The following is a 26,569-nucleotide window of genomic DNA, read 5'->3' as shown; positions in this document are numbered from 1 at the left end:
GGCAATAAATGAGGCAATATGAGCGCGAAAAAAGTAGCATTTTATACACTCGGTTGTAAGCTTAACTTTTCTGAAACATCAACTATAGCAAGATCCTTTGAAAATGAAGGTTTTGAAAGGGTTGAGTTTTCTGAAAAAGCAGATATTTATGTAATTAATACCTGTTCTGTAACTGAAAATGCAGATAAGCGATTTAAAACAATTGTTAAACAGGCCCAAAAAGCTAACGAGGATGCTTACCTGGTGGCTGTAGGCTGCTATGCTCAATTAAAGCCTGAAGAGTTAGCTGATGTAGACGGGGTGGACCTCGTACTGGGTGCTACTGAAAAATTCAAGATCACAGATTACTTGAATGACCTAACTAAAAATGATCATGGTGAAGTACACTCCTGTGAAATTGACGAAGCAGATTTTTACGTAGGATCATATTCCATCGGGGATCGTACCAGGGCATTTCTGAAGGTGCAGGATGGTTGTGATTACAAATGCACTTATTGCACTATTCCACTGGCCCGGGGAATCTCACGAAGCGATAAATTGGAAAATGTTCTTCAAAATGCAGCAGAAATATCGCAGCAGGGAATTAAAGAGATCGTTCTAACCGGAGTTAACATAGGGGATTATGGTAAAGGAGAGTTCGGTAATAAGAAGCACGAGCATACCTTTTTAGACCTGGTAAAGGCGCTGGATGAAGTTGATGGAATAGAGAGATTAAGAATTTCTTCCATTGAGCCTAACTTATTGAAGAATGAAACTATAGATTTTGTTTCCCAAAGCAGAACGTTCGTACCTCATTTTCATATTCCACTTCAGAGTGGAAGCGATGAGATCTTAAAGCTCATGCGAAGAAGATATATGAGTGATCTGTATGTAGACAGGGTTAGCAGAATCAGGGAAGTAATGCCGCATGCGTGTATAGGTGTAGATGTAATTGTAGGATTTCCTGGAGAAACAGAAGAACATTTCCTGGAAACATATAATTTTCTTAATGAACTTGATATTTCTTATCTGCATGTTTTCACCTATTCTGAAAGAGATAATACTCCCGCAGCCGAAATGGAAGGTGTTGTGCCGTTAAAAGTCAGAAAGAAAAGAAGTAAGATGCTACGTGGTCTTTCCGCTAAAAAGCGACGCGCGTTTTATGAAAGTCAGTTAGGAGATTCCTTTACGGTTCTTTTTGAAGGTGAAAACAAGGAAGGTTATATTCACGGTTTTACAGAGAATTATGTGAAGGTTAAAGCTCCGTGGGATCCTGCGAAAGTAAATACGCTTCAGAAAATAAAATTGACTGAGATCGACGAAGACGGGTTAGTGAGATTCGAGGAATTCCCTGAAGCAGTATCTGTTTAAATATTAATTCCTACTGGTAGAAGATCTTTGTATTTTCGACGGTGTTTTCTTATGTAGCCTGCAATTTCCGGGCTGGTAGGTACTACCCTGGTATTTCTTTCTTTAATTTCGTTGAGTACAGCCACGATAAAATCCTCCTGTCTGTGTTCTGTGCCGTCTGGCATCCTAAGCTTGGTCAAAAATATCTTTCGGTCTTGCTGCGAGTATTCTATGCAGGCAAGCTCATCATTGATCTGTGTTTCGAATTGTCTAAGAAACTCATTATCTGTAATCACTAAATCTTCCATACTCATCACTTATAATTTTTTAATTCATCGGGACTTCAATAAGAAGTACTTTCGATGGTTTCTTTGTTTTGAAGGAAATCTTTTCGGTATTCCATAAACCTATAGCGTCACGGTCCTTGAGGGTGGTATCTGCAGCTTCTATTTCTCCTTCAATCAGAAAAATATAAACCCCATGATCTTTCTTCTTCAACTTATAATCAACTTCCCTGCCATCCTGTAATTCTCCAAGGTGCAAATAAGCTTGCTGATTTATAAATAATGAATTTTCTACCTGATCTTTCCTGGGAGAAACCACATTAACCAAACCATTCTGGCCCATTTTATCTGAAAAATCTCTTTGGTCATATCTGGGTTCCAGGCCATTTTCTTCAGGAAATATCCAGATCTGTAACATATTCAACTCTTCATTAGAAGAATTTAGTTCGCTATGTTCCACACCGGTTCCTGCACTCATTACCTGAACCTCGCCGGCTTTTATCACCGCCGTATGACCTAAGGAATCTTTATGTCTTATTTCTCCCTTTAACGGGATGGAGATTATTTCCATGTCCTTATGCGGATGTGTTCCAAATCCCATTCCTGATTTTACATAATCATCATTAAGTACTCGCAATAATCCGAATTGTAATTTTTCAGGATCAAAATAATTGGCAAAGCTGAAAGAATAGTTGGCGTTTAACCATCCATAATTGGATGTACCCCGCGAACTTGCAGGATGAAATACTTTCTCCATTTTTTGTGAGTTCGTAAATTTGAAAGTCAAGTATTATGCAGTAATTTTGATCTATAAATTTACAACTAAATGCCAGTATTCTTTGTTATATACATGTTAAAATGAAACAGCAAGAGACTCTCACACATGTATATTTAATGCCTGGTATGGCCGCAGATTCCAGAATTTTTGAAAATTTAAACCTTCCGGAAGATAAATACAAAATACATCCTCTGGAATGGGAGATGCCCCGGGTGAATGAAAGCCTGGAAGATTATGCTAAAAGAATGCTGAATTTTGTTAACCATGAGAATTCGGTTTTAATAGGAGTTTCTTTTGGAGGTGTGATCGTTCAGGAAATGGCCAGATTTTTAGATCTGAAAAGACTAATTATTATTTCCAGTGTTAAATGTACTGAGGAATTGCCGCCCCGGATGAAATTCGCTTCTAAAACGGGCTTGTTTAAATTGATCCCTACCGGGCTGGTGGATTACGTAGATTATTTTGAAAAGGTTGCCATTGGTGATTTTTTAAAGAAAAGAGCGAGATTATATAAACAGTATATTTCTATTACAGATAAGCATTATTTAAACTGGTCCATAAGGAACATGGTGAATTGGAAATGTGAAAAGCCAGATGAAAAGGTGATTCATGTTCACGGTGATAAGGATGAAGTTTTTCCTATTAAGAATATAAGAGATGTGATCGTGGTAGAGGGAGGAACGCATATAATGATCATTAACCGTTTCCGTTGGTTTAATGAAAATTTGCCATCCTTGATAGAAAGCGGTAAGTTGGAAAATAAAGAAAAAAACAAACAGGTAAATTAAGAGAGCTATGAAAATTTTGAAGAATGCGCTATTGATCGTGGGATTATTCACCGTGTGTGCAGTGAGTATACATGCAGTACAGCAGGAGGAAGGTGCAGCAGGCAGCGGGGAAGTTTCTGAAAAGAAAATAAATAAAAGTGTTTCAGTTACTTATGAAATAAAAGCCCTTCCTATGCCTGTAAACCTGGAATTTGCCGGGGAGAAAATACCCCTGGAAGATCCAGATGTTTATGAAAGAATGGACCGGGAGTTATTAGTAAATACCTACTGGCAATCTAATGCACTCTTGCTAATCAAGAGAGCGAATAAATACTTTCCTGTAATAGAGCCAATTTTGAAAGAAGAAGGTATCCCTGATGATTTTAAATATCTGGCCGTCATAGAAAGCGGACTTACCCAGGCGGTTTCCCCTGCAAAAGCTGTGGGTTTCTGGCAGATCCTTGAAGGTACTGGTAAAGAATATGGTCTTGAAATCAATTCTAATGTAGATGAAAGATATAATGTTGAAAAATCTACTAGGGTAGCTGCAGATTATTTGAAAAAGGCAAAAGAAAGATTTGGATCATGGACTTTAGCAGCCGCTTCTTATAATGCGGGGCAATATGGAGTTGATAAGCAATTGGAAAGACAGAAAGTCGAAGATTACTACGATCTATTGCTTGGTGAGGAGACCGGAAGATATGTATTCAGAATAATGGCCTTGAAGGAGATCATGAATAATCCACAGAACTATGGATTTAATTATGATGAAACAGATTTATATCAATTTATTCCAGTAGAGAAAGTAAAGGTAGATACGGTAGTTAAAGACTTTCCTGATTTTGCAGAGAAATTCGGCATTAATTATAAAATACTGAAAATCCATAATCCCTGGTTGCGGGACGATCACTTGAAAAATGCTTCAGGAAAGACCTATTATATTGATATTCCCGAGCAAGGATATTATCCAAAATTGAAGTAATTCTTATTCTACCTGTACATTATCAGCATACGTCTCTTCAAAGCTATTAATTAGATTGTTGGATATGGAAGTTTCCAGGGCGATATAGTTTTCACGATAAGCAGTTTCCTCCTCTGTATGCAAAGGGGGGAATATGCTTCTTCTTATATCCATTATCTTTTTGTCATCAGAGAGCAAGAAGCAGGTGGGTAAGCCTAAGGAGTGTTTCAATTGCCTTACCACGTAAGCCCCATTGTTTTTCTTCTCGTCCACGTATACTATAGTAACATCAGAAGAAAATTCATCGGCTAGTTTTTTTGCCTTATCGCGTGTGTCCCAGAATAAAACAACAAAATCTATTCTATTCCTGTACTCTTCGGACAGTTTATTTATAGCCGGTACTTCACCTTTACTGGGTATACACCAGGAGGCATAGGTTATTAGAAATACCGGTTTTTCAAACTGATATAAGGAAACTTCCCTGTTTTTTAAATTATGGAATTTGAAGTTGTCCATATAGGATCCTTCAAGGTGGGTGCTGGTAAATTGTTCGAATAGCTCTTTACCTTTTTCGTAATCGTTGAAACGATAAGCTATATCTGCTTTTCGGTTATAATCTGCAAGGTTAAAAAAAAGGGCTTCAGAAAAATAGGTTTTTTTCTGCAGGTCTTGCTGAGAAAATACGGTAGGTCCAATAAGCAGAAAAACTAAAAGTAGTTTTTTCATGTAATCAGTGGGGCTGGTTTAAGCTAAAGTAGGTCAGCCGTTTCTTACAGAAAAAAAATATCGTTGAAGTACCTATAAATTAGTTGAAACAGAAATTGTTCTTAAAATGTTAATAAAGTGAGACTTAAATCTTTTTCATCTGTTCCTTCATCATTTTAATCTGGTCGTTCATCATCCCGTGCTTATCAAGTTTCTTGGCCTCATTTAAAAGGGTAGTCGCTTCACGTTTTCTTCTTTTGGTCATGGCGATCCCGGCAAGGTTTAATTTTGCCATGGCAAGATCATGATCCATGGATAATCCTAGTTTAAGTGCTCTTTTAAAGAATTTTTCAGCCTGGGTAATATTGGTTTGAGAGACCATAAGCCCATGTAGGTACCAATAATAGCCCTGTTGCTTTTGTATTAAAGCTTTTTCAGGGTCTTTGATTTTGTCCAGCCATTTTTTTGCACCCGGAAAATCCTGCTTCCTTAGCCTTAAAAAGGCCAGTAAGATCATCTCATTTTTAAAGTAAAGGAATATAAAGATTCCAGATAATAGGATAAGGGCGATGCCGTTTCCTATCTTACCTTCGATGAATTGCCAGACGGCTGCAGCAATAATTAAACCTGCTAAAACTAACTTGATATTCTTATTGAACATACTTTATCTTGATTTTCCAGGCGGCAAAGGTAATAAAAACAATTAAAAATTATTTTAATTTAGTATTTGCAGTACTTAAAAAGCTTTGTATATTTGCACGCAGTTTTAAAGACAGACAAAACGAATTTTACAGAAGATAAAAGATATTCACAATGAAAAGAACGTTTCAACCATCTAAAAGGAAAAGAAAAAACAAGCACGGATTCAGGGAGCGTATGGCCAGTGCAAACGGAAGAAAAGTCCTTGCTCGTAGAAGAGCTAAAGGTAGAAAGAAATTATCTGTATCTTCTGAAAACAGACACAAACACTAATGAATCAAGGTGTTCGAAATAATAAAGGTGTTACTTTTTAAGTAACGCCTTTTTTTATACCCAGACGCTTCTTATTTTAGACCCAACTCAACTAACGCAAACACAACACAACATTATGCCGAAGAACCAAGACATTAAATGCGTTTTAATTATAGGATCTGGACCAATCGTTATCGGGCAGGCCTGTGAATTTGATTATTCTGGTACTCAATCCCTGCGTTCCCTTAGGGAAGATGGGATTAAAACCATTTTGATCAATTCCAATCCCGCAACCATCATGACCGATCCTTCCATGGCCGATCATGTTTACTTAAAACCGCTTACCACTAAATCTTTAATAGAAATTCTTAAAGAACATCCGGAGATCGATGCTGTTTTACCAACTATGGGAGGGCAAACTGCTCTTAACCTATGTATTGAGGCAGACGAAAAAGGAATTTGGGATGATTTTGGAATTAAACTCATTGGTGTAGATATAGACGCCATTAATATTTGTGAAGACAGAGAGCAGTTTAAGCAGTTAATGGGACGTATAGGTGTTCCGGTTGCTCCGGCAAAAACTGTTACATCCTATCTTCAGGGTAAAGAGGTAGCTCAGGAATTCGGTTTCCCTCTGGTTATTCGTGCTTCTTTCACCCTTGGCGGAGGTGGAGCTTCTTTTGTGCATAAAGCCGAAGATTTTGATGAAATGCTTTCTCGTGGTTTGGAGGCTTCTCCAATTCACGAAGTGCTTATAGATAAAGCCTTACTTGGCTGGAAAGAATATGAGCTGGAATTGTTGCGTGACCGTAATGACAATGTGGTAATTATTTGTACCATAGAAAATATGGATCCTATGGGGATCCATACTGGTGACTCTATAACTGTAGCTCCTGCAATGACCTTAAGCGACCAGGCCTTTCAGAAAATGAGAGACCAGGCGATTAAAATGATGAGGAGTATTGGGGATTTCGCAGGTGGATGTAATGTCCAGTTCGCGGTTAGTCCTGATGAAAAGGAAGAGGTTTACGCCATCGAGATAAATCCGCGTGTATCCAGGTCTTCTGCCCTGGCTTCAAAAGCTACGGGGTATCCAATTGCAAAGATCGCAACGAAACTGGCCTTAGGTTATAACCTAGACGAATTGGATAACCAGATCACCCAATCTACTTCTGCTTTATTCGAACCTTCGCTGGATTATGTGATCGTAAAAATCCCCCGATGGAATTTCGACAAGTTCGAAGGTTCAGACAGGACCTTAGGTCTACAGATGAAGTCTGTTGGAGAGGTTATGGGAATTGGAAGGTCGTTTCAGGAGGCGATACATAAAGCCACACAGTCACTTGAAATCAAACGAAATGGTTTAGGTGCCGATGGAAAAGGCTATAGAAACTATGAGCAAATAATAGAAAAACTTACTTATCCCAGCTGGGACAGGGTATTTGTAATCTATGACGCTATACAGATAGGGATTCCGCTAAGCAGGATTCATGATATCACAAAGATCGATATGTGGTTCCTGAAGCAGTATGAAGAATTATTTGCCCTGGAAACAGAGGTAAGTAAGTATGATATAGATTCATTGCCTAAGGATTTGCTGCTGGAAGCCAAGCAAAAAGGATTTGCAGACAGGCAGATCGCGCATATGCTAGATTGTCTGGAAAGCCAGGTGTATAATAAACGTGAGGAACTTGGGGTTAACCGGGTTTACAAACTGGTAGATACCTGTGCTGCAGAATTCAAGGCTGAAACTCCATATTATTATTCAACTTTCGAGGAAGAGATCAAATCTAAAGATGGAGAAATTTATGTTGATAATGAAAGTAAAGTCTCAGACCGTAAAAAGATCATAGTTCTGGGTTCTGGTCCTAATAGGATTGGGCAGGGGATCGAGTTTGATTATAGTTGTGTGCATGGAGTTCTTGCCGCGGCTGAATGCGGTTATGAAACAATTATGATCAACTGTAATCCCGAGACTGTTTCGACAGATTTTGATATTGCAGATAAATTATATTTTGAACCTGTATTCTGGGAGCACATATATGATATTATAAGGCACGAAAAACCAGAGGGTGTCATTGTGCAGCTCGGTGGTCAAACAGCTCTTAAACTGGCTGAAAAGCTGGATAGGTATGGTATCAAGATCATGGGAACAAGCTATAAGGCACTGGATCTTGCAGAAGATCGTGGAAGTTTCTCAAAATTACTTCAGGAGAATAATATTCCTTATCCTGATTTTGGTACAGCCGAGAATGCAGATGAAGCCCTCGCCCTGGCAGCTGAACTTGATTTCCCAATCCTGGTAAGACCTTCTTACGTATTGGGAGGACAGGGAATGAAGATTGTGATTAATAAAGATGATTTAGAAGCACATGTAGTGGATCTTCTTAGGAAAATTCCAAATAATAAACTGCTTCTGGATCATTACCTGGATGGTGCGATTGAAGCTGAAGCAGATGCGATCTGTGATGGAGAAGATGTTCACATTATAGGGATTATGGAGCATATTGAACCTTGCGGAATTCACTCGGGAGATTCACATGCTTTATTGCCTCCTTTTAACCTTGGGGACCTCGTGATGCAACAGATCAAGGATCATACTAAAAAGATCGCTTTAGCACTTAATACAGTGGGGCTTATAAATATTCAGTTCGCCATCAAGGATGATAACGTTTATATCATCGAGGCCAATCCAAGGGCGTCCAGAACAGTACCATTTATTGCGAAGGCATATAAGGAACCTTATGTGAATTATGCGACCAAAGTCATGCTGGGCGAAAAGAAAGTCAAGGACTTTGATTTTAAACCTCACCTGGAGGGTTACGCGATCAAACAACCGGTCTTTTCTTTCAATAAGTTCTATAATGTTAATAAACAGTTAGGGCCTGAAATGAAAAGTACTGGAGAAAGCATACTTTTTATCGATAGCCTTAAGGATGATGAATTCTACGACCTGTATTCGAGAAGAAAAATGTATCTGAGTAAATAAAATAGAATAATTTCTAAAAAGGTCATTTCTGTTAATCCTGAAATGACCTTTTTTTTATTTTTAAATATGAAAGAAGTCGTATTAGTGGCAGGTGGAATTTTTGGAGCCCTCTCTGTAATATTCGGAGCTTTTGGAGCTCATGCACTTAAGAAATATTTTAACGAGGAGCAGTTGAAAAGCTTTGAGACGGGGGTGAAGTATCAAATGTACCACGCAATTATATTGATTATATCTGGTATCACCTTTCCTTTTACGAGCAGTATACAGAACATAATGGCCTGGTTCTTTATGATTGGAATGATCCTTTTTTCCTTTAGTATTTATGGCCTCACTTTAAGTTCAGCCAGGGGAAAAAAGATAAAGATTTTGGGTCCGGTAACTCCTCTGGGTGGACTTTTGCTCGTTGCAGGATGGATTCTGCTTACCATTAATCTCGCCGAAATTGCCCTTTATTTAAGGCCTTAAATTAAACGGAGTCTAGTCAATCTCTCTGTTGGCATATCTTTCAGCTGCCCAGGCAACCAGAATCAACTGTAGTGAATGGTATATCATTATTGGTAATAAAAGCAGGCCCGAGGCGGCAGTATTACCAAAAAGTACTTTAACCATCACAGATCCGTGTACCAATGATTTTTTGGTTCCGCAGAATTGTGCGGCGATCTTATCTTCGGTATTGAAGCCAATCAGTTTTGAAACTAAAGCAAGTCCGAAAAATACTACCAGAAATAGAATTAGTACGATGCCGGTCATCTTTAGCAGATCTGATATCTTTATATTTTCAATAAGTTCTGAGGTAAATGAAGCGCTGAAACTGGAATAGATGATTAGGATAATGGTCGTTTTATCAAACAGGCTTAACTGTTTTCCGTATTTCCTGGCCAGATGTCCAAATGATCTTTGCAAAAATAAACCCAGGGTTAGCGGAATAATGATCTGTAAAAATAATTTTTGAAATACTACCAGGAAATCAAAATCTGTAGATCTTTCCAGGATGAATGCTATCCAGACTGGGGTGGCAACGATTCCAATTAGCCCGGAAAGACTTGCATTGAAGATAGCGGTTGGTAGATTGCCTTTGGCCAGTGCAACCATTACCACAGATGAAGAAACTGTAGAAGGTAAAGCGCCCAGGAAGAAAAGTGCTATCCATAATTCAGATCTTATTCCATCTTCAAACAGAGGAAGGCACAACAGGCATAATAATGGAAAAATGATAAAGGTGGTTAAGTGAATAACTATGTGTACCTTATAGTTTACCAGTCCTGCTTTAAATTCTGCAGGCGATAGTTTTAATCCATAAAAGAAGAATATAAGACCTATACCAATATCTGTAATAGTCCTTAACGGGAAGATACCTATTCCCTGTGGTAAAAAATAGGCAACTCCTATAGCCAGAAAAATGGCGAATATAAAACCGTGTGACCTCAAGAATTAAATTCGATTTTTGCTTTATGATCTTCCAGAATGTGTAAATATTTTTCTGAAGAAAAATCGGTTTCCTGGAATTCTTTAGTCCGGTTCACTTTCATGTTTTTCCTTTTAATGCTTTTGGCAAATCGTCTCACCTGGTTGTTGGTTTTCAGGATAAGCCCGGGTACAGATACAGATTTTCCTTGGTCATCTTTCGCTACCATAGTAAAATAGGATGAATTGCAGTGTTTCTTATCACCGGTCTGTATATTTTCAGCTTCCACTCGAATGCCGATAACCATTGAACTATGGCCCACATAATTCACAGAGGCTTTCATGGTCACGAGTTCACCAATCTCTATAGGTCTAAGAAAATCCACAGTATCTACGCTGGCAGTCACGCAATAGGCACCGGAATGTTTGGACGCACAGGCAAAAGCTATTTGATCCAGCAGGGATAAAATATACCCTCCATGTATCTTACCATTGAAATTAGAATGGGAGGGAAGCATTAATTCTGAAATAACCACCTGGCTATCTTTAACGGTCTTGAAATCCTTTTGCATGATTATTTTCTAAAATGCGGACTTTCTGATTTTTCCACATTGGTGATAAAATATTTAGTGTCGCCCCAAAAGAAAAAGGTTGCAAAGCGTTCCTTGTAGGTGAGCTTGACGTAATTTCCTTCGTATTCCTGTAATTTTTCAATTACCTCATCATTACTATCCAGTACTGAAAATTCGAATATCTGGGCTCCGCTAATTCCCTGGCTTATTTCTCCCTCCCAGGTTTTTATGATCACTCCCTTGTGGCTGAATTTTATTAACTCACCACTTCTGGTTCCCTCACTATAGGGCACAAAATAGACGAAGGCGAAATATAGCAGCCATAACACAAATATCCCGGATAGGATGGCAATTAAAGTTTTTTTCATGAGTTCTTATTGTTCAGGTCTAAGGTAGGGCTTTTGGTTTCTCCAACTTCATCAATATTGAGGTTGGCTTTTTCCAGCCATAGCTTGTTAATTTTCTGCTTGGGAGAAATGCCCAGCTCTTCTAATCTATCAATATCTTTGATGAGATTTTGTTGCCCGGTTAACTTTTTCATAGCCCCATCATAGGCAGTTTTAGTAGAAGAAATCCTGTCTCCAACGGTTTTGAGGTCATCCAGGAGAATTTTAAACTTATGATACAGGCTGGAAGCATGTTTTGCGATCGCTAATGCATTCTGTTGTTGCTTTTCGTTACTCCATATGGTATCTATAGTCCTTAGGGTGGAAAGCAAGGTGGTAGGACTCACCAGAAGGATATTTTTTTGAAAGGCAGTTAAGAAAAAAGTATTATCGGCATTCTGAGCCAGGTAAAGTGCGGGTTCAATTGGAATAAACATCAGTACAAAATCAGGAGATTTGGTTGTATGCAGATCTTCATATTTCTTATTGCTTAACTGATGGATATGATTACTTAATGATTTTATATGCTCTTTCAGATATTTATCCTTAAGTGTTTTGTCTTCTTCATTTACATATTTATCGTAGGCAAGCAGTGATACTTTAGAGTCGATCACCATGCGCTTGTCATTTGGTAAATGTATCACCACATCTGGATAAAATCTATTACCGTCTTCGTCCTCATGGGATTCCTGAATAAAATATTCCCGGTTTTTCTCGAGTCCCGATTTTTCCAGCACCTTTTCCAGGATCAATTCGCCCCAGTTACCCTGGGTTTTATTCTCACCTTTCAGGGCTTTGGTTAGATTATTCGCCTCTTCGCTTATCTTGATATTTTGCTCATTCAAATTGCGAAGCTGTTCTCCAAGTTCACTGTGTCGCTGAATGAAATTTTCATTATTTGAATTTACTTTCTCCTCAAAACTTTTGATCTTTTCTTTCAGGGGATCCAGAATATTTTCAATGTTCTGCTTGTTCAGGGTAGTGAATTTTTCAGATTTCTGTTCCAGGATCTTATTGGCAAGATTTTCGAATTCTTTAGAGAATTTTTCCTGAAGCTTTTCCACCTCTGCTTTTTGTTCCAGATTTCGTTCTTCAAGGTTATTAAATTCTGAAATTTTTCTAGTTAATTGCAGGCGCAGGTTTTCTTTTTCCCTGCGGATATCCTCCCGGGAAATTTCTAACTTTTCTATATCGTTTCTAGCTTCAGTTTTTAGTTGATTAATTTGAGTTTTATATTCTTCTAAATCACTGTCTGTTTGTTTTTTAAGATTTTCAATATGAAGTAAAAGTTGAATGTTTTTTTCTTCCAGTCTGCCGGTTTCAGCTTTAAGTTTAAGACCTGCTATTAACCTTCCGAAATAGAATCCCAACCCAAGAGTAAAAAGAGAAATTAAGGTTATCAATAGATAATCGTTCATAGGCTGGGGGTTTACTCAAAGATACTTAATTGCAGATTTTAGAGAAGTGGAATTTAGTAAAATGAGCTATTGTTTTATTTTAAAACTTGCTGAATCATTATCAAACCGGATAAGATTTCCCGGGAATAAATTATTGAATGCACCCGATTTTATAAGTTCCGCTGGTGTTCCATACAAGGTCTTCTTATCCTTTATTATTATTAATTTATCACATAACTGAAGCGCAAGATTGATCTCATGAGTAGCAAACAATATGGCTTTATTAGTGTCTTTGCTAAGTTTCTGAAGTAATTTAAGTACATATGCTTTATGAAACAGATCCAGGTGAGTGGTAGGTTCGTCCAGAATGATTAGCGGAGTGTCCTGAGCAAGTGCCCTGGCGATTAAAACCTTTTGAAATTGCCCGTCACTAAGCTCATGGCATTTTTTATCTCTTATATCCTCAATGTTCACTAATTGTATAGCATACATGATCTTTTTAAGATCTGTGTTGGTTAACCTGCCTATCCAGTTTGTGTAAGGTTGTCTGCCTAACGCAACCAGTTCAATCACACTAAGGTTTCTGGATAAGGCTTGTTCTGTCAAAACCAGGCTTATGCTCCTGGCAAGCTCAGAAGGATCAGTGTTTTGTATTTTTTTATCTTTTATAACTACCTCACCTTTAATAGGTTTGGTTATTCCGCTTAAAGTTTTAAGTAAGGTGGATTTTCCTGCTCCATTAATCCCTAATACCGCAACCAGCTCACCCTTTTTGATTTCCAGATTGATCTCTAAAGCGACCAGGTCTACAAGATTTTTTTTCCTGTATCCAATGCTCAGATCTTTGGTTTTTATTACTGTATGAGAATTTGTAGAATTCATCAAAAATTAAACTTTCGTTTTCTTACCAGTAGCCAGATGACCACCGGTGCTCCTATAAGCGAAGTTATCGCATTTATGGGTAAACTGTAATCGCTTCCCGGTAGTTGTGCGATAATGTCACATAAAAGCATCAGGATTGCTCCCCCAAAGATCACAGCAGGTACCAGGGTAAGGTGGTTGGCAGAAGGGATGATTTGCCTAATTAAGTGAGGCACCGCCAGCCCTACAAAGGCAATCGGGCCGGCAAAGGCGGTGATGCTTCCGGCTAGCAGGCTAGTTGCAATTATAATGGCCATCCTGTTCTTCCTGATGTTCGTTCCTAAACTTCTGGCGTATTGCTCTCCCAGAAGTAATGAATTAAGATTCTTTATGCTGCCAATACTTATAAGTATACCAAGGAACCAGAATATTCCTAAAATACCGACTTCCTCCCAGCTAAGATCTCCCAGGCTTCCGTAGGACCAGAAAACATATTGCTGTAATTGAGAAGCAGGGCTAAAGTAGGCTAAAACACTTACAATAGCTGCGGTGAGGCTGGCAAACATCAATCCTATGATCAATATGGCCATTGTATCACGTAAACGAATAGAAGCCAGGATAACGGCAAATAAAACAAACAAACTACCAATGCTTGAAGCAATAACCAGGCTCCATTTAGATAGTAGGACTACAGCGAAGGAAGCTCCAAAAAGAGAAGCACCCATAAAAACAATTGCTACTCCAAGACTGGCACCACTACTTAGTCCAAGTACATAAGGACCGGCTAGAGGATTTCTAAAAAGCGTTTGCATTAAAAGTCCGCTTACGGCTAAACCAGATCCAGTAATTACTGCAGTTATTGCTTTTGGCAGTCTATAATTGGTAATGATATATTTCCAGGTATCTTTTTCAACTTCTAAACCGAGTAAAGATGAAATAACTTCAGAAATCGGGATATTGACAGAGCCCAGACTAATATTAAATAATCCTGAGAGGATTAAGGCCAGAAACAGCAAAATGATAGAAAAAGTGTATTTATTCTGATTCAACATTAATCTAACGGTTTATAAAATACCGGTTCATAATCTTTTAATAGTTCAGGATGAAAGATAGAAATAAGATCTTTTAATATGAGATCTGGTCTTTGAGGACCCAATTCGTAGAACAAAATCCCCCCTGTTTCTCCCTGCGTTAAACTAACACTGTATACATTATTTTCCTGAACAGCTTTAAATCTTTTATAGTGCTCAGACTCATTGAACAATTGCTCATAGGAAGTGAATTGCCCGGAACTAACCCAATAATCGGCTTCTTCAGCTTTCTCCAGTACACTTTCAAACGCGAGAGAAAGACTACCATCACCACTGGTGTCTGAATACAAATAATTAGCATTGGCATCTTCAATAAACTGCGCCTGCCAGGAGTTGCCATAAGGCATATACCAATTATCATTGTACATGGAGCCGCTAATAACCTCAGGAGCATTAGCAGCAGTTTTAGCCAGTTTTTTGGCTGCTAGATATTCTTCCTGGATCTCATTGAAAATGGCCTCAGCTTTCTTTTCTTTCCCATATAGTGCTCCAAAAAATTTGATCCATTCAGCTTTACCCAAAGGCGTTCGTTCTGTCCAGTCTCCATTGTAGATGACAGGAATACCTGTTTTCTGTATAGTTTCAAAGCTTTTATTTGAGGAGTTGATAGCAAAACCAATTACTACATCAGGTGAAAGATCTATCAGAACTTCGGTATTTATATTTTCATTCTGTCCCAGCTCGGAAATTCTTCCAGAATTGATAAGCTTTCTTGTTTTTTCAGATGAAATATAATTTAGTCCGGGAAAACCTTTAAGGCTATTTTCTACTTCAAGAGCTTCAAGTGCCGGAATGTGGGTAGTAGAGGTAACGACTATTTTTTCTACAGGAACCTCGACCAACTGGTCATAACTAAGATCTGGAGGAATTTCTGAGCCTTGCTTTTTCAGCAAATATGTGAAATGATCCTTCGCATCTGGCCAGGCTGAATTGACTTTTATTATACTATATCCGTTAAAGTTGGTAATGCTAAAACCTTTTGCGTGTTCTATCCTAACCTGAGAACCCTCTGTTAATTTTTGGGTATTTGCCTTCTTTTCCTCCCTGCAGGAGAAAATCACAAATATGAATAAGAGGAAGAGGATTTTTTTCAAGATCAAAGATTTGATCTCAAAAGTAAGATTATTTAACTTTTTGGATCACTTACCAAACTAAATTGTTTAATTTTGCCTCGAAATTTTGGTTCAACGCCGACAATTCTGCGTGGATTAAAAGGGAATCAGGGGAAGTGTAATATGCTATTTTAGAAGAGCGAATTTTCAATTTCGTAATTCCATTTTCATATTTTTTACTTCATAAACCTGAGCTGTTCCCGCAACTGTAAGCTTAGCCCTTTGGGTGGCTGCAATAATTCTTCAAACCACTGTCTTTTTAAGATGGGAAGGTGAATTGCAGTACGCGAGCCAGGAGACCTGCCCGAATTTCAACAAATATCGAGTGACTTTCGGGATAAAGGTCTGCAGATTATGAAAAAACTTCTAAATCTATTATTTACTATATCAATTTGCTGTTGTACGTCTGCATCGGCACAGATCGATTCCATCAACTGGCTTGATGAGGTTGTGCTTAGCGATGCTAAATTGATTAACAATTCAAAAGCTCAGCTGGTTAGGAAGCTGGAAGATTCAGTTATTCAGCAATCAGAACCATTACTTACCTCCCTCTTAAAATTCAATTCACCATTTTTCTTTCGTGAAAACGGTTACGGAATGGTTGCTTCAGCATCTGTTAGGGGAACGGGAGCCGCTCAAACTGCGGTGGTCTGGAATGGCATCAATATAAATTCTCAATTTACCGGGCAGACAGATTTCAATACGATAAATACCAGGGTTTATGATAATGTGAGTGTAAAGCCCGGAGGTGGAAGCGTGGTTTACGGGAGTGGAGCGATTGGGGGAACTATTCATTTGAATGATGATTTTCAATTCAATGGCAGTGTAAATAATAGAATTAGCACGGGAGTGGGTAGTTTTGAAACTATTCAGGCAAATTATAAAGGAGATTTCTCTTCTGAAAAAACAAGTTTAAGTATTGGGATTTCGGGTATAAGTTCTGTAAATGATTACAAGTATACCGGTACGGAGTTAATTAATGAAAACGGAGATTTCTATAATGCCTCGGTCAATGCCTCAATTGCGCACTGGCTGGATTCCAGGCACCTTTTAAAATTCTATTCAAATTATTACCAGGGAGAAAGAGGATTTTCGGGCACTATCAACCTGAATTCCAACAGTAAATATGTAGATGAAAATTCCAGGAATTTGCTGGAATGGAAATACTTCTCCGGAAATTTGAATAGCAATCTAAAGTTCGCGTGGATCAAAGAAAAGTTTGAATACTACGAAAACCGGGAAAGTTCTGAATTTAACTTTGGCGAAGCTGAAACGGCGATCATCAAGTATGACCTTGGATACAGGATTACTGATAACACAAAACTGAACGTTATCGCAGATTACACTGACGTTAATGGAGAAGGTACGGGGATATTTCATGCAAAGAGAAAAATTGGGGGAATCTCGTTTCTCTGGGATCACAACATTGAAAAATTTAATTACCAGCTGAGTTTCAGGCAGGAGATCACAGATAGCTATAAGTCTCCCTTGTTATTTTCTGCAGGTTTATCTTTTCAGCTTTCCGAAAATTATCTCCTTCGGTTCAATTCTTCCAGGAATTTCAGGATGCCCACAATTAATGATCTGTTCTGGCAGAATGGTGGTAATCCAGATCTTGATCCTGAAACCTCGCTGCAGGCAGAGATTGGATCGGGTATAGTATTTGAAAATTTCAAAATAGATCTTTCAGCTTATGTGATAGATATAGAGAACCTTATACGGTGGACCCCTGATGCTACAGGCTTGTGGCGACCTGTAAACACAAAAGAGGTCTATAATTATGGGATCGAAGCTTTTGCTGAATGGAAAACAAGCTTTTATGGAAATGATCTCAATCTAACCGGGACTTATGCCTTTACCCGCTCTATCGATAAAGAAACAGATAATCAATTGATTTATGTTCCCGGGAACAAAGCAACTATTTCAGCCGGTTATTCAATAAAACGGTTTTCATTGAATTTACAATCGCTCTACAACGGTAGTATTTATACTTCCAGTGATAATGAGTACCAACTGGATGGATATACTCTGGCAAACCTTGGGGTTAGCTATACCCTGAATACTAAACCTGAGATAAACCTAAGCGCCACCATAGATAACGCATTTAACAAAAAATATGAAAGTCTGCCTTCACGAATTATGCCTGGCAGGTCTTACAGAACTACACTAACACTTAAATTTTAATTATGAATTACAAGAATTTATTATTGGTATTTGCACTGGCATTTTTATCCCAGAGCTGCGATGATGACAGTGAATGTTGTCCTGCCCCGGAGCAGGAAGCGCAATTTGAATCGGGAATAATAGTATTAAATGAAGGAAATTTTGGATCGGCTAATGCGTCGGTGAGCTTTATAAATTCTGAAGATCAATTAAATCTCAGCGGAATTTTTAATGATGTAAATGGATATTCCCTTGGCGACACCGCGCAAAGTATTGAATTACATGAGAATCTTGCTATGATCGTGGTTAACGTTTCGAATAAAATTGAAATTGTAAACAGGTACACATTTGAAAGTTTGGGAGCAATTACTACGAATTTATCTAATCCGCGATTTGCTGAAATAATCGGAAATAAAATATATGTAACTAATTGGGGAGACGGCACGAACCCGGATGACGACTTTGTCGCAGTTTTTAATTTGGCAGATTTCAGTTTTGATGAATCTATTAACGTAGCTGAAGGGCCTGAGAAGATGATAGCTCATAATACCTCTATATACGTAGCGCATAAAGGCGGGTTTTCATTCAATAACCTTATAAGTTTGATCGACAGTCAGGTAAATAGCGTTGTTAAAGAAATAGAGGTAGGGGACCTGCCAAACTCTATGACTATAAATGGAAATGATCTTTGGGTTCTAGCCGCGGGAAAACCTTCTTATGCAGATGTTGAAACAGCCGGGGAATTGAGTAGAATCGATCTTGGCACCAATGAGGTTGCGGAGAGTTTTCAATTTCCAGATAAAACCATTCATCCTGCCAATTTAAACCTGGTCGGGAATTCTGCTTATATGACCATTGGGAAGTCTTTATATAAATATGAGCCTGGTAATGCGTTGCCCGTAACTGAAGAGTACAGCTTTGAAGAAGTGGCCTTTCTTTATGGCTTCGCGATCCATGAAAATAAAGTATATGTAGCTTCTCCCAGAGCTGATTTTACCGGGAATGGAAATCTATATATCTATGATCTGAATGATGGAAGTTTACTGGATCAATTTAATACCGGAATTAATCCTAACGGTGTATACTTTAATTAGAAAGTTTGAAGCAATAAAAAACCCTCGCCGAAAGCGAGGGTTTTTTATTGCCTGTATTTTAATTTAGAGTATATTATTACTCATTATTTTTCTTCAAACAATCTCTTTTTTATTGGCAATTCCTTACCCGTAAGCGGTGTTTCTATAAAGAATCCTCTTTCTTCTTCGACTTTGATCTTCTGGAGTTTAGGACCTTCAGACAAGAATGATCTGTCTGCGCTACCAGTAATATCTGCAACAGCTCTGGCTAGCAATGGTTCATCAAGTTCTCCCAATTGACCAAGGTTTAATATGTCTTCTTCTTTTACGATATCCGGAACAAGGCCATCTACAAAATCTGTAAATCCATTGGCGTTAGCGAATTTGTAAACCAAAGGTTGTACGGCATATTTATGGTTCGTGTTTATATTTTGTTTTCCGAAACCATCACCGTCATAAAGAGTTACAGAACCCTGGAATTTTCCTCCTGTTTCTGTTCCAACATGAACAACATCGATGTAAGGTTCTAAGCCAATAATAAAGCTTTCACTAGCTGAAAAACTTCTGCCGGTTCCCAATACATATACGCGATTTAAATTCAATCCGTTAATGGCATCACCGTTGGAGACAGCACCATCGAATTTATTCAATAGTCTTTCCGGGTCTTCCTGCTCAAAATAAGCCTGATACTGTGCATTCCATTGTTGCTTGGTAAAAATTTCCCCTTCAAACTGTCCTGTTACCATACTTCCAAGGTCAGCGGAAAATTCAGAATAACCACCACGGTTATATCTTAGATCGACAATTAATTCATCAATATTTTCGGAATCAAAAAATCCAAAGGCATCGTTTAATTTTACGTCGTCAACTCCAAATTCACCTAAGAAGGACGAAAGATACAAATAGCCGACTCTAACGCCGTCTACAATGAACACTTTACTAATGGGCGAAGTATCTTCCTTAAATGAAGTTTTGGTAATTTCAAGAGTGCCTTCCTGTGGTACAAGCGCTCCATTTTCTATAGTAGATAAGCCTACCTCTAAGAAATCTGGACTTAAAATTCCTTTATTGTAATTATTAATCGTGATAGTCTCACCATTTACTTCAGAAATAAAATCACCACGCTTTAAACCGGCAACATCTGCAGGTCCCCCTGGAGCAACGTAAAGAATATAGGCAATAACCTCTGTAGTACTATTAGGTGCATAAGACCAGCCATAAGTAAAACCGGCAGATTTTCCGGTACCCTGAAACTGGCTTTCAAGCACTTCATAATCAGATACTACCCAGCTAAATCTATCTACATTAGGATAATTGTATGCCAGGCCCTCATAAAATAATTCTTCCGGAGAATCCCAGTTAGCTAACCAGTTATTTAATTCGGTCTGGGTGGCAAAGTAATCATCGGCTAGAAATGGAACATCTTCTTTATATAAATAGATGTTATTCATCGCTTTCCATAGAAAATCTTTTATTTCCAGTTGCACGTTGCTATCTGGCACTTCGCCCGGTAATTCTGTAGTTTCTGGTTCAGCGATATCATCATCTGAACACGAAACGAACAATGCCATGGCAAGCATTGCTATTGGTAAAAAATTTCTCAATTTCATATTAGCATTTAGGGTTAACATTTTTATAACAATTTTCGCTAAAAATAGCTACTTAAATAGAATAAAAAAATAATTTGTAACAAAACTATTGCTGATTCGTCGTAAAGTTGAGAAGGCATTTAAACTAACCAACATCAAATGAAAGAATCTACCTTCCTGAATATTATTAATCCGGTAAAGGATAAAATGTATCGTTTGGCTCTTAGGCTACTTACCTCAAGAGAAGCAGCTGAAGATGCCACACAGGAGGTGATCCTCAAACTTTGGAATCGTAAGAATAGAATCAAGCACTATGCCAATGTTGAAGCTTTTGCCATGACCGTTACCCGGAATTACTGTTTAGATCAGTTAAAATCAAAGCAGAACAATAATCTGCGTATCGTTCATCAAAATTATGAAAGCAGTAATAGCTCCTTGCAAACTGAGATTGAAGTTAATGACGAAATCCAATGGTTAAGCAGGATAATTGCCGGTTTGCCTGAACAACAAAAAATGATATTTCAGTTAAGAGATATTGAACAATATGATTTTGAAGAGATCGCTGAAATTATGGAAATGAAGCAGACAGCAATCAGAGTGGCCTTATCCCGGGCCAGAAAAGCAATCAGGGAACAATTGATAAAAAAACACAACTATGGAATTAGATAAGATCGAAAGGCTGTTAGCACGCTACGAAGAAGGAGAAACTTCCCTGGCTGAGGAAAAAATACTTCGTAATTATTTTCTTAATAATGATGTTCCGGAATATTTGAGAAGTTACCAGATGATATTCACCTATGCTAACCATCAGGCGCAGGAAAAATTAAGGAAAGAACCTGAGATTAACCCGAGAAAAAACTGGTATGCCTGGTCTTCTGTTGCTGCCATTCTTATACTTGCCCTGGGTCTGTTCTTTTTTAATGATACCAGTAGTCGCTTAAATGAGAATGATTTGGGAACGATTACAGAGGAAGAGGTAGCTCTTGAAAAAGCAAGGGAAACCCTGGCCATGGTTTCTCAAATAATGAACGAAGGTAAATCTGACCTGGTTTACCTCAAGGAATTTAATAAAACAACCAATAAAATAATACAAATAGACTAAAAACAGAAATCATGAATAGATTAGTAATTACCCTCTTGTTAGCCCTGGCACCAATGTTTTCACAATCTCAGAATTTTGAGAAGTATGAGGACATGAAAGATGTCGATGCCATGGTGATGACCAGTAAAATGTTTAAAATGCTGGCAAAAGTAGATTTAAGTGAAAATGACCCTGAAGCCAGGGAATATATGAAGCTTATAGAAAATCTTAACCGCATACAGATCTATAAGTCTTCCAACTCAAAAATAATGGATCAAATGGCGGTAGATGTGAAATCATATTTGCAGAAAGGATCCCTCGAAGAATTAATGCGTATTAATGATGACGGGCAGAATATTAAATTTTACTCTTTACCCGGGAAAAATGATAATTATGTAAAAGAATTATTTATGTATCTCGAAGGATCTGAAGGGGATAAGCCAATGGCCGTTATTTTAAGTATAACCGGAGAAATAGACCTTTCGCAATTATCAAAATTAACCTCAGATCTGAAAGTTCCGGGTGCAGAAAAATTAAAGAAAGCCAACAAAAAATCATAGATAATGAAAACTATTAAAATTTTATTCGGAATATTTTTAATCGCAGTTCTTAGTTCTTGTAATGACGGAAAATCGCTGCAAAAATATTATGTAGAAAATCAGGAAGATTCAGATTTTCTAGCTCTTGATGTGCCTACCAGCATGTTTACCAATAGTGAGTCTCTCGACGCTGAGAAAAAAGCAACTTTAGAAAGTATCAAGAAGATCAATGTTCTGGCCCTGAAAAGAGAAGACAATCCTGAGAAATTTGAAGAGGAAAAGCTAAAACTTGATGAGATCTTTCAAAATGAAAAATATCAGCTGCTAATGAAATATGGTGGTTCCGGAAGAAAAGCTGCACTATATTTTACAGGTGAGGAGGATGCCATTGATGAAATTATTGTGTATGGCTATGATAATGAACAGGGGCTGGGAATTGCCAGAGTTCTGGGAGAAGATATGAATCCAGAGAAAATCATGGAAATGATGAAATCTTTAGATGAGGATAATATAGACGTTGAAGGTATCAAAAGTTTTAGTAAAATGTTTGGCAGTGATACCAAAACCGATTCTTCAAAAGTTAGTGCCGAAGAATCAGAAAAAAGCACAGAAAAAGTTAATGAGTCTGCAGAAGACTAGTAATTTAATTAGTTGAAAGAAAAGCCCCTTCCTGGGGCTTTTTTCGTTAAATACCGGTATAATTCTGCGGAGTAATCTGGTGCAGTTCCTTTTTTATCTCATCTGAGACGTCCAGCCGGTCAATGAATTGTGACATACTCATCCGGGTAATTCTTTCATTCGTTCGGGTTAGACCTTTCAAGGCTTCGTAAGGATTTTTATATCCCTCACGTCTTAAAATAGTCTGGATGGCTTCGGCAACCACAGCCCAGTTATTTTCCAGGTCTGCATCAAGCTTTTCTTCATTCAGCAAAAGTTTGTTAAGCCCTTTGAGAGTAGACTGGAAAGCTATGATAGTATGTCCCACAGGGACACCAATATTTCTTAATACTGTGCTGTCTGTTAAATCCCTTTGTAGTCTGCTCACAGGAAGTTTGGCCGATAGATGCTCGAATAATGCATTGGCGATTCCAAGATTCCCTTCGCTATTTTCAAAATCGATAGGGTTTACTTTATGAGGCATGGCAGAAGATCCAATTTCCCCTTTCTTGATCTTTTGTTTGAAATAATCCATGGATACATAGGTCCATATATCACGATCCAGATCGAGTAAAATATTATTGATCCTTTTTAGACCATCGAATAAAGCAGCCATATGATCATAATGCTCTATTTGTGTGGTAGGGAAAGAGTGGTGTAAACCTAATTTATTTTCAACAAAATGATTTCCAAATTTCTTCCAGTCGATATTTGGGTAAGCTATTTTATGAGCATTGTAATTACCTGTAGCGCCACCAAATTTTGCTGCATGTGGAATGTCGTTTAATAACTTTAATTGTTCCTTGAGGCGTACCACGAATACTTCAATCTCTTTTCCAAGCCTGGTAGGAGAGGCCGGCTGACCATGAGTCCTGGCTAGCAGGGGAATATCTTTCCATTCAACAGAAAGTTCTTCCAGCCTGGAAATTATTTTCTGAAGGTCTGGTAAATAAACTTCATGAATGGCTTCTTTCAAACTCAAAGGAATCGCCGTGTTGTTTATATCCTGTGAAGTGAGTCCAAAGTGAATAAATTCCTTCGAGTCCTGCATCCCTAATTTATCAAACTCTTCTTTAAGGAAGTATTCCACGGCTTTTACATCGTGATTAGTGACACTTTCGATTTTCTTAATCGCCTGGGCGTCCAGGGGGCTAAAATTTTCGTATAAACCCCGCAACTTCTTAAAATTCTCTGTATTTACATCGCTTAGTTGTGGCAGGCCTTGTTCATAAAGAGCGATGAAGTATTCAACTTCAACAAGTATTCTATATTTAATTAGAGCTTCTTCACTGAAAAATGCTGAAAGAGTCCTGGTTTTGGACCTGTATCTTCCATCGATTGGAGAAACTGCAGAAAGAGATGTCATTGTTTGCTTTTAAAAATTTAAGGCGTAAAGATACCGCTTCAGATTTTACAAAAAAACTACTGCTTCAATTTCCTAAACATGTCTTTTCTTAGGGCAAGGATTTTTACATATTGTTTAGCAGGTACTGAACAACTTCAGGCACTCCTTCTACCGCTTTTTTATTGATGATCTTAATCTTACCATCTTCCCTTATATTTGGTTTTGGATCTATGAAATATATGAGTGCGCTTTCAGGCGCAAATTCAACCAGGCTTGCGGCAGGATAAACCTGCATGGATGTTCCAATTACGATAATGATATCTGCCTCATTCGTTATTTCAGCTGCCTTCTCAAATAAAGGAACAGCTTCACCAAACCATACTACATGGGGTCGAAGCTGCCTGTTATGCTCACAATAGTCGCCAGGATTAATATCTTTTTTCCAATCCATAATCAGAGCTTCATCAAAGGTACTTCGTGCTTTCAAGAGTTCTCCATGTAAATGAATAACCCTGGAACTACCGGCCCTTTCATGCAGATCGTCAATGTTTTGGGTAATAATATTCACATTATAGGCCTCTTCAAGTTTTACCAGGGCATCATGCGCAGCATTAGGTTTCACCCCTAATAGTTGTTTCCTTCTCTTATTGTAAAAATCTAATACCAGTTCCATATTGTTTCTCCAGCCCTGAGGAGATGCAACCTGCATAATATCATGTCCTTCCCATAATCCATCAGCATCTCTGAAAGTTTTAATACCACTTTCGGCACTTATTCCGGCTCCGGTAAGAATTACTATATTTTTCATTTTAACTTTCTTTAACACTCATTTGAAATTCCCTTAACGTCTGTTCTTGTTTGTTGCTCCGTAAATTGAAACGTACAAGGAAACATTTTTGAAAATACCAATTTTCCTTTAAATGAATTTTTATTAATTAAAATTAAACCAATGAAAAATTTATTACGTGCTATTTTCTTAGCATTACCTTTTATTCTACTAAGTTGTAGTAGTGATGATGATGCAATGCAGCCGGTAGGCCAGCAATTTATGGGAGATACTCAAAGTTTTGACCTTTCAGCGGTTAGTGATCCTTCTATAAGCGGGACGGCTACTTTTATTGAAAATGAAGACAACAGTACTACCGTTGAAATAGAGCTAACTGGAACTTCTTCTGGAATGCATCCTGCACATATACATTTTAATACGGCGGCCGAAGGTGGTGATATTGCCTTAACATTCGAGCCGGTTGATGGTTCTACCGGAACCAGTACTACAACTTTTTCAGCATTGAACGATGGTACTCCTGTTACCTATGATGAAATTGTAAATTTTGACGGATATATTAATGTGCATTTAAGCTCAGACGACCTGGCAACACTGGTTGCGCAGGGAGATATTGGTGAAAATGACCTAACGGGAGAATCTAAATCTTATGAATTAGGTGAGAGAGATATAGATGGTATTATGGGTACGGCTATTTTCGAAGAAAGAGTTAATGGTGAGGCACTTGCTACAATAATGCTTCAGAATACACCAGATGGAGGTATGCATCCAGCGCATATACATTTAAACACAGCCGTAGAAGGTGGTGATATCGACTTTACCTTTAATGCGGTTAACGGGACAACAGGAATGAGTAAGACAAATGTCTCTGCTCTTAATGGAGGAGAGGCGCTTGGTTATGCAGATATCCTGGATTATGATGGTTATATTAATGTTCATTTGAGCGCAGATGAACTGGGAGTTATCGTGGCTCAGGGCGATATAGGGCAGAATGAACTTACCGGTGAATCCAAATCTTACGAATTAGGAGAGAAGGATGTTGAAGGAATCATGGGTACTGCTCTTTTCGAAGAAAGGGTAAATGGAGAAGCTCTAGCAACCTTAATGCTTGAAAACACTCCGGATGGTGGAATGCACCCAGCACATATACATATGAATACCGCTGCTGAAGGTGGTGATATTGCGTTTACATTTAATATGGTAGACGGTACTACGGGCATGAGTGAAACAAACGTATCAGCTCTGGACGGAGGAGAAGAATTTGGATATGCAGATGTTCTTGAATATGATGGTTACATAAATGTACACCTGAGTGCAGAAGAACTTGGAGTAATCGTTGCTCAGGGAGATATTGGTCAAAATGAACTGACAGGTGAATCTATGACATATCAATTAAGCCCGGTTGCTGTGGCTTCAATTTCTGGAACAGCTATTTTCCAGGAAAGGGTAAATGGAGAAACCCTGGTGATATTATCCCTGGTTAATACGATAGATGGAGAAATGCATCCGGCTCATATTCATATGGGATCTGTAGCCGATGCTCCGGGCGATATAGCTATTACCTTGAACAGCGTTAATGGAACTACAGGAATCAGCAGAACCAATGTGTCTTCTTTTAACGGGGACGAAGAGGTCACTTATGAAACCCTGATCCAGTACGATGGTTATATCAATGTGCATTTGAGTCCCGAGGACTTAGCTACACTGGTTGCGCAGGGGAATGTGGGCGCAAATGCATCCTAAGAAAATTT

27 protein-coding genes and 1 riboswitch are annotated in these 26,569 nt (G+C 38.2%); of the genes, 13 read left to right on the top strand and 14 right to left on the bottom strand.

From position 1 onward, the window contains the following. Positions 1-18: 18 nt before the first annotated feature. On the top strand, positions 19-1,350 hold the full coding sequence (mtaB, locus tag FGM01_RS01940) for a tRNA (N(6)-L-threonylcarbamoyladenosine(37)-C(2))-methylthiotransferase MtaB (RefSeq protein ID WP_143409435.1): 1,332 nt from the start codon (positions 19-21) through the stop codon (positions 1,348-1,350). On the opposite strand, the gene FGM01_RS01935 is transcribed toward mtaB, so the two are convergent. Further along, a complete protein-coding gene (locus FGM01_RS01935) occupies positions 1,347-1,643 on the bottom strand; it encodes a GNAT family N-acetyltransferase (RefSeq protein WP_143409434.1) in 297 nt (98 codons plus the stop codon). The two genes, mtaB and FGM01_RS01935, sit on opposite strands and share 4 nt — an antisense overlap. 13 nt (positions 1,644-1,656) lie before the next feature. Next, positions 1,657-2,370 (bottom strand): pirin family protein, encoded by a 714-nt coding sequence (locus FGM01_RS01930; RefSeq protein ID WP_143409433.1) that lies wholly within the window; start codon positions 2,368-2,370, stop codon positions 1,657-1,659. Positions 2,371-2,471: 101 nt separating this feature from the next. On the opposite strand from FGM01_RS01930, the gene FGM01_RS01925 reads away from it, so the two are divergent. Then, positions 2,472-3,179, top strand: coding sequence for an alpha/beta hydrolase family protein (locus tag FGM01_RS01925; RefSeq protein ID WP_143409432.1), 708 nt, complete (start codon positions 2,472-2,474; stop codon positions 3,177-3,179). Between the two features lie 7 nt (positions 3,180-3,186). Next, a complete protein-coding gene (locus tag FGM01_RS01920; RefSeq protein ID WP_143409431.1) occupies positions 3,187-4,140 on the top strand; it encodes a lytic transglycosylase domain-containing protein in 954 nt (317 codons plus the stop codon). A gap of 3 nt (positions 4,141-4,143) precedes the next feature. Here FGM01_RS01920 and FGM01_RS01915 read toward each other — a convergent pair whose 3' ends face one another. Both FGM01_RS01915 and FGM01_RS01910 read right to left on the bottom strand, forming a co-directional pair. Then, positions 4,144-4,845 carry a TlpA family protein disulfide reductase gene (locus tag FGM01_RS01915; RefSeq protein WP_143409430.1) on the bottom strand — a complete coding sequence of 234 codons (702 nt, stop codon included), beginning with the start codon at positions 4,843-4,845 and terminating at the stop codon, positions 4,144-4,146. Positions 4,846-4,969: 124 nt separating this feature from the next. After that, complete coding sequence (locus FGM01_RS01910) at positions 4,970-5,485, bottom strand: tetratricopeptide repeat protein (protein WP_143409429.1); 516 nt, start codon at positions 5,483-5,485, stop codon at positions 4,970-4,972. Between the two features lie 152 nt (positions 5,486-5,637). On the opposite strand from FGM01_RS01910, the gene rpmH reads away from it, so the two are divergent. From rpmH to FGM01_RS01895, 3 genes are all read left to right on the top strand, one after another. Next, a complete protein-coding gene (gene rpmH, locus FGM01_RS01905) occupies positions 5,638-5,796 on the top strand; it encodes a 50S ribosomal protein L34 (protein ID WP_011708966.1) in 159 nt (52 codons plus the stop codon). A gap of 115 nt (positions 5,797-5,911) precedes the next feature. After that, a complete protein-coding gene (gene carB, locus FGM01_RS01900) occupies positions 5,912-8,764 on the top strand; it encodes a carbamoyl-phosphate synthase large subunit (RefSeq protein ID WP_143409428.1) in 2,853 nt (950 codons plus the stop codon). Positions 8,765-8,830: 66 nt separating this feature from the next. Beyond that, on the top strand, positions 8,831-9,229 hold the full coding sequence (locus FGM01_RS01895; protein ID WP_143409427.1) for a DUF423 domain-containing protein: 399 nt from the start codon (positions 8,831-8,833) through the stop codon (positions 9,227-9,229). A gap of 12 nt (positions 9,230-9,241) precedes the next feature. On the opposite strand, the gene FGM01_RS01890 is transcribed toward FGM01_RS01895, so the two are convergent. The 7 genes from FGM01_RS01890 to FGM01_RS01860 all read right to left on the bottom strand — a co-directional run bounded on the left by FGM01_RS01890 (position 9,242) and on the right by FGM01_RS01860 (position 15,569). Further along, positions 9,242-10,192 (bottom strand): bile acid:sodium symporter family protein, encoded by a 951-nt coding sequence (locus FGM01_RS01890; protein ID WP_143409426.1) that lies wholly within the window; start codon positions 10,190-10,192, stop codon positions 9,242-9,244. Then, the gene (locus tag FGM01_RS01885; protein WP_143409425.1) at positions 10,189-10,740 is read right to left on the bottom strand and encodes an acyl-CoA thioesterase; all 552 of its coding nucleotides are present in this window, start codon (positions 10,738-10,740) and stop codon (positions 10,189-10,191) included. Before FGM01_RS01885 ends, FGM01_RS01890 begins: the two co-directional genes overlap by 4 nt. 2 nt (positions 10,741-10,742) lie before the next feature. Continuing rightward, positions 10,743-11,108, bottom strand: a complete 366-nt coding sequence (locus FGM01_RS01880; RefSeq protein WP_143409424.1) for a 6-phosphogluconate dehydrogenase — start codon at positions 11,106-11,108, stop codon at positions 10,743-10,745. After that, on the bottom strand, positions 11,105-12,544 hold the full coding sequence (locus FGM01_RS01875; RefSeq protein WP_143409423.1) for a DNA recombination protein RmuC: 1,440 nt from the start codon (positions 12,542-12,544) through the stop codon (positions 11,105-11,107). Before FGM01_RS01875 ends, FGM01_RS01880 begins: the two co-directional genes overlap by 4 nt. Before the next feature lie 66 nt (positions 12,545-12,610). Further along, positions 12,611-13,405, bottom strand: coding sequence for an ABC transporter ATP-binding protein (locus FGM01_RS01870; RefSeq protein WP_143409422.1), 795 nt, complete (start codon positions 13,403-13,405; stop codon positions 12,611-12,613). Further along, entirely contained in the window at positions 13,405-14,436 is a 1,032-nt protein-coding gene (locus FGM01_RS01865) for an iron ABC transporter permease (protein WP_143409421.1), read from the bottom strand. The genes FGM01_RS01870 and FGM01_RS01865 overlap by 1 nt, the downstream gene beginning before the upstream one ends. Continuing rightward, the gene (locus tag FGM01_RS01860) at positions 14,436-15,569 is read right to left on the bottom strand and encodes an ABC transporter substrate-binding protein (RefSeq protein ID WP_143409420.1); all 1,134 of its coding nucleotides are present in this window, start codon (positions 15,567-15,569) and stop codon (positions 14,436-14,438) included. Before FGM01_RS01860 ends, FGM01_RS01865 begins: the two co-directional genes overlap by 1 nt. Positions 15,570-15,638: 69 nt before the next feature. Next, positions 15,639-15,909: riboswitch (cobalamin riboswitch) on the top strand. Positions 15,910-15,941: 32 nt separating this feature from the next. On the opposite strand from FGM01_RS01860, the gene FGM01_RS01855 reads away from it, so the two are divergent. Together FGM01_RS01855 and FGM01_RS01850 are read left to right on the top strand one after the other, a co-directional pair. Continuing rightward, the gene (locus FGM01_RS01855; protein ID WP_143409419.1) at positions 15,942-17,771 is read left to right on the top strand and encodes a TonB-dependent receptor; all 1,830 of its coding nucleotides are present in this window, start codon (positions 15,942-15,944) and stop codon (positions 17,769-17,771) included. Positions 17,772-17,773: 2 nt separating this feature from the next. Continuing rightward, entirely contained in the window at positions 17,774-18,844 is a 1,071-nt protein-coding gene (locus FGM01_RS01850; protein ID WP_143409418.1) for a YncE family protein, read from the top strand. 83 nt (positions 18,845-18,927) lie between these two features. Here the strand turns inward: FGM01_RS01850 and FGM01_RS01845 are convergent, their stop codons facing one another. Beyond that, on the bottom strand, positions 18,928-20,433 hold the full coding sequence (locus FGM01_RS01845; RefSeq protein ID WP_166435171.1) for a S41 family peptidase: 1,506 nt from the start codon (positions 20,431-20,433) through the stop codon (positions 18,928-18,930). Positions 20,434-20,571: 138 nt separating this feature from the next. Here FGM01_RS01845 and FGM01_RS01840 point away from each other — a divergent pair, with 138 nt between their 5' ends. From FGM01_RS01840 to FGM01_RS01825, 4 genes are read left to right on the top strand one after another with little or no spacing between them, the layout of a single operon-like run. Then, positions 20,572-21,081: an RNA polymerase sigma factor gene (locus FGM01_RS01840; RefSeq protein ID WP_143409416.1), complete on the top strand. Its 510-nt coding sequence runs from the start codon at positions 20,572-20,574 to the stop codon at positions 21,079-21,081. After that, a complete protein-coding gene (locus FGM01_RS01835) occupies positions 21,068-21,514 on the top strand; it encodes a hypothetical protein (RefSeq protein WP_143409415.1) in 447 nt (148 codons plus the stop codon). Before FGM01_RS01840 ends, FGM01_RS01835 begins: the two co-directional genes overlap by 14 nt. An 11-nt stretch (positions 21,515-21,525) precedes the next feature. Beyond that, positions 21,526-22,053: a DUF4252 domain-containing protein gene (locus FGM01_RS01830; RefSeq protein WP_143409414.1), complete on the top strand. Its 528-nt coding sequence runs from the start codon at positions 21,526-21,528 to the stop codon at positions 22,051-22,053. A 3-nt stretch (positions 22,054-22,056) separates the two neighbouring features. Continuing rightward, entirely contained in the window at positions 22,057-22,671 is a 615-nt protein-coding gene (locus tag FGM01_RS01825; RefSeq protein WP_143409413.1) for a DUF4252 domain-containing protein, read from the top strand. 46 nt (positions 22,672-22,717) lie between these two features. Here the strand turns inward: FGM01_RS01825 and purB are convergent, their stop codons facing one another. Both purB and FGM01_RS01815 read right to left on the bottom strand, forming a co-directional pair. Further along, positions 22,718-24,055 carry an adenylosuccinate lyase gene (gene purB, locus FGM01_RS01820; protein ID WP_143409412.1) on the bottom strand — a complete coding sequence of 446 codons (1,338 nt, stop codon included), beginning with the start codon at positions 24,053-24,055 and terminating at the stop codon, positions 22,718-22,720. A gap of 103 nt (positions 24,056-24,158) precedes the next feature. Then, complete coding sequence (locus FGM01_RS01815; protein ID WP_143409411.1) at positions 24,159-24,842, bottom strand: SIR2 family NAD-dependent protein deacylase; 684 nt, start codon at positions 24,840-24,842, stop codon at positions 24,159-24,161. Positions 24,843-24,983: 141 nt separating this feature from the next. Between FGM01_RS01815 and FGM01_RS01810 the strand changes: the two genes are divergently transcribed. After that, a complete protein-coding gene (locus tag FGM01_RS01810) occupies positions 24,984-26,561 on the top strand; it encodes a superoxide dismutase family protein (RefSeq protein WP_143409410.1) in 1,578 nt (525 codons plus the stop codon). The last annotated feature ends 8 nt before the right edge of the window (positions 26,562-26,569 follow it).

It is taken from the genome of Christiangramia sabulilitoris, assembly GCF_007050985.1.
GTDB classification, from domain to species: domain Bacteria; phylum Bacteroidota; class Bacteroidia; order Flavobacteriales; family Flavobacteriaceae; genus Christiangramia; species Christiangramia sabulilitoris.
Note: the sequence above shows the minus strand (reverse complement) of the source record. Positions and strands in the feature narration are given on the sequence as shown.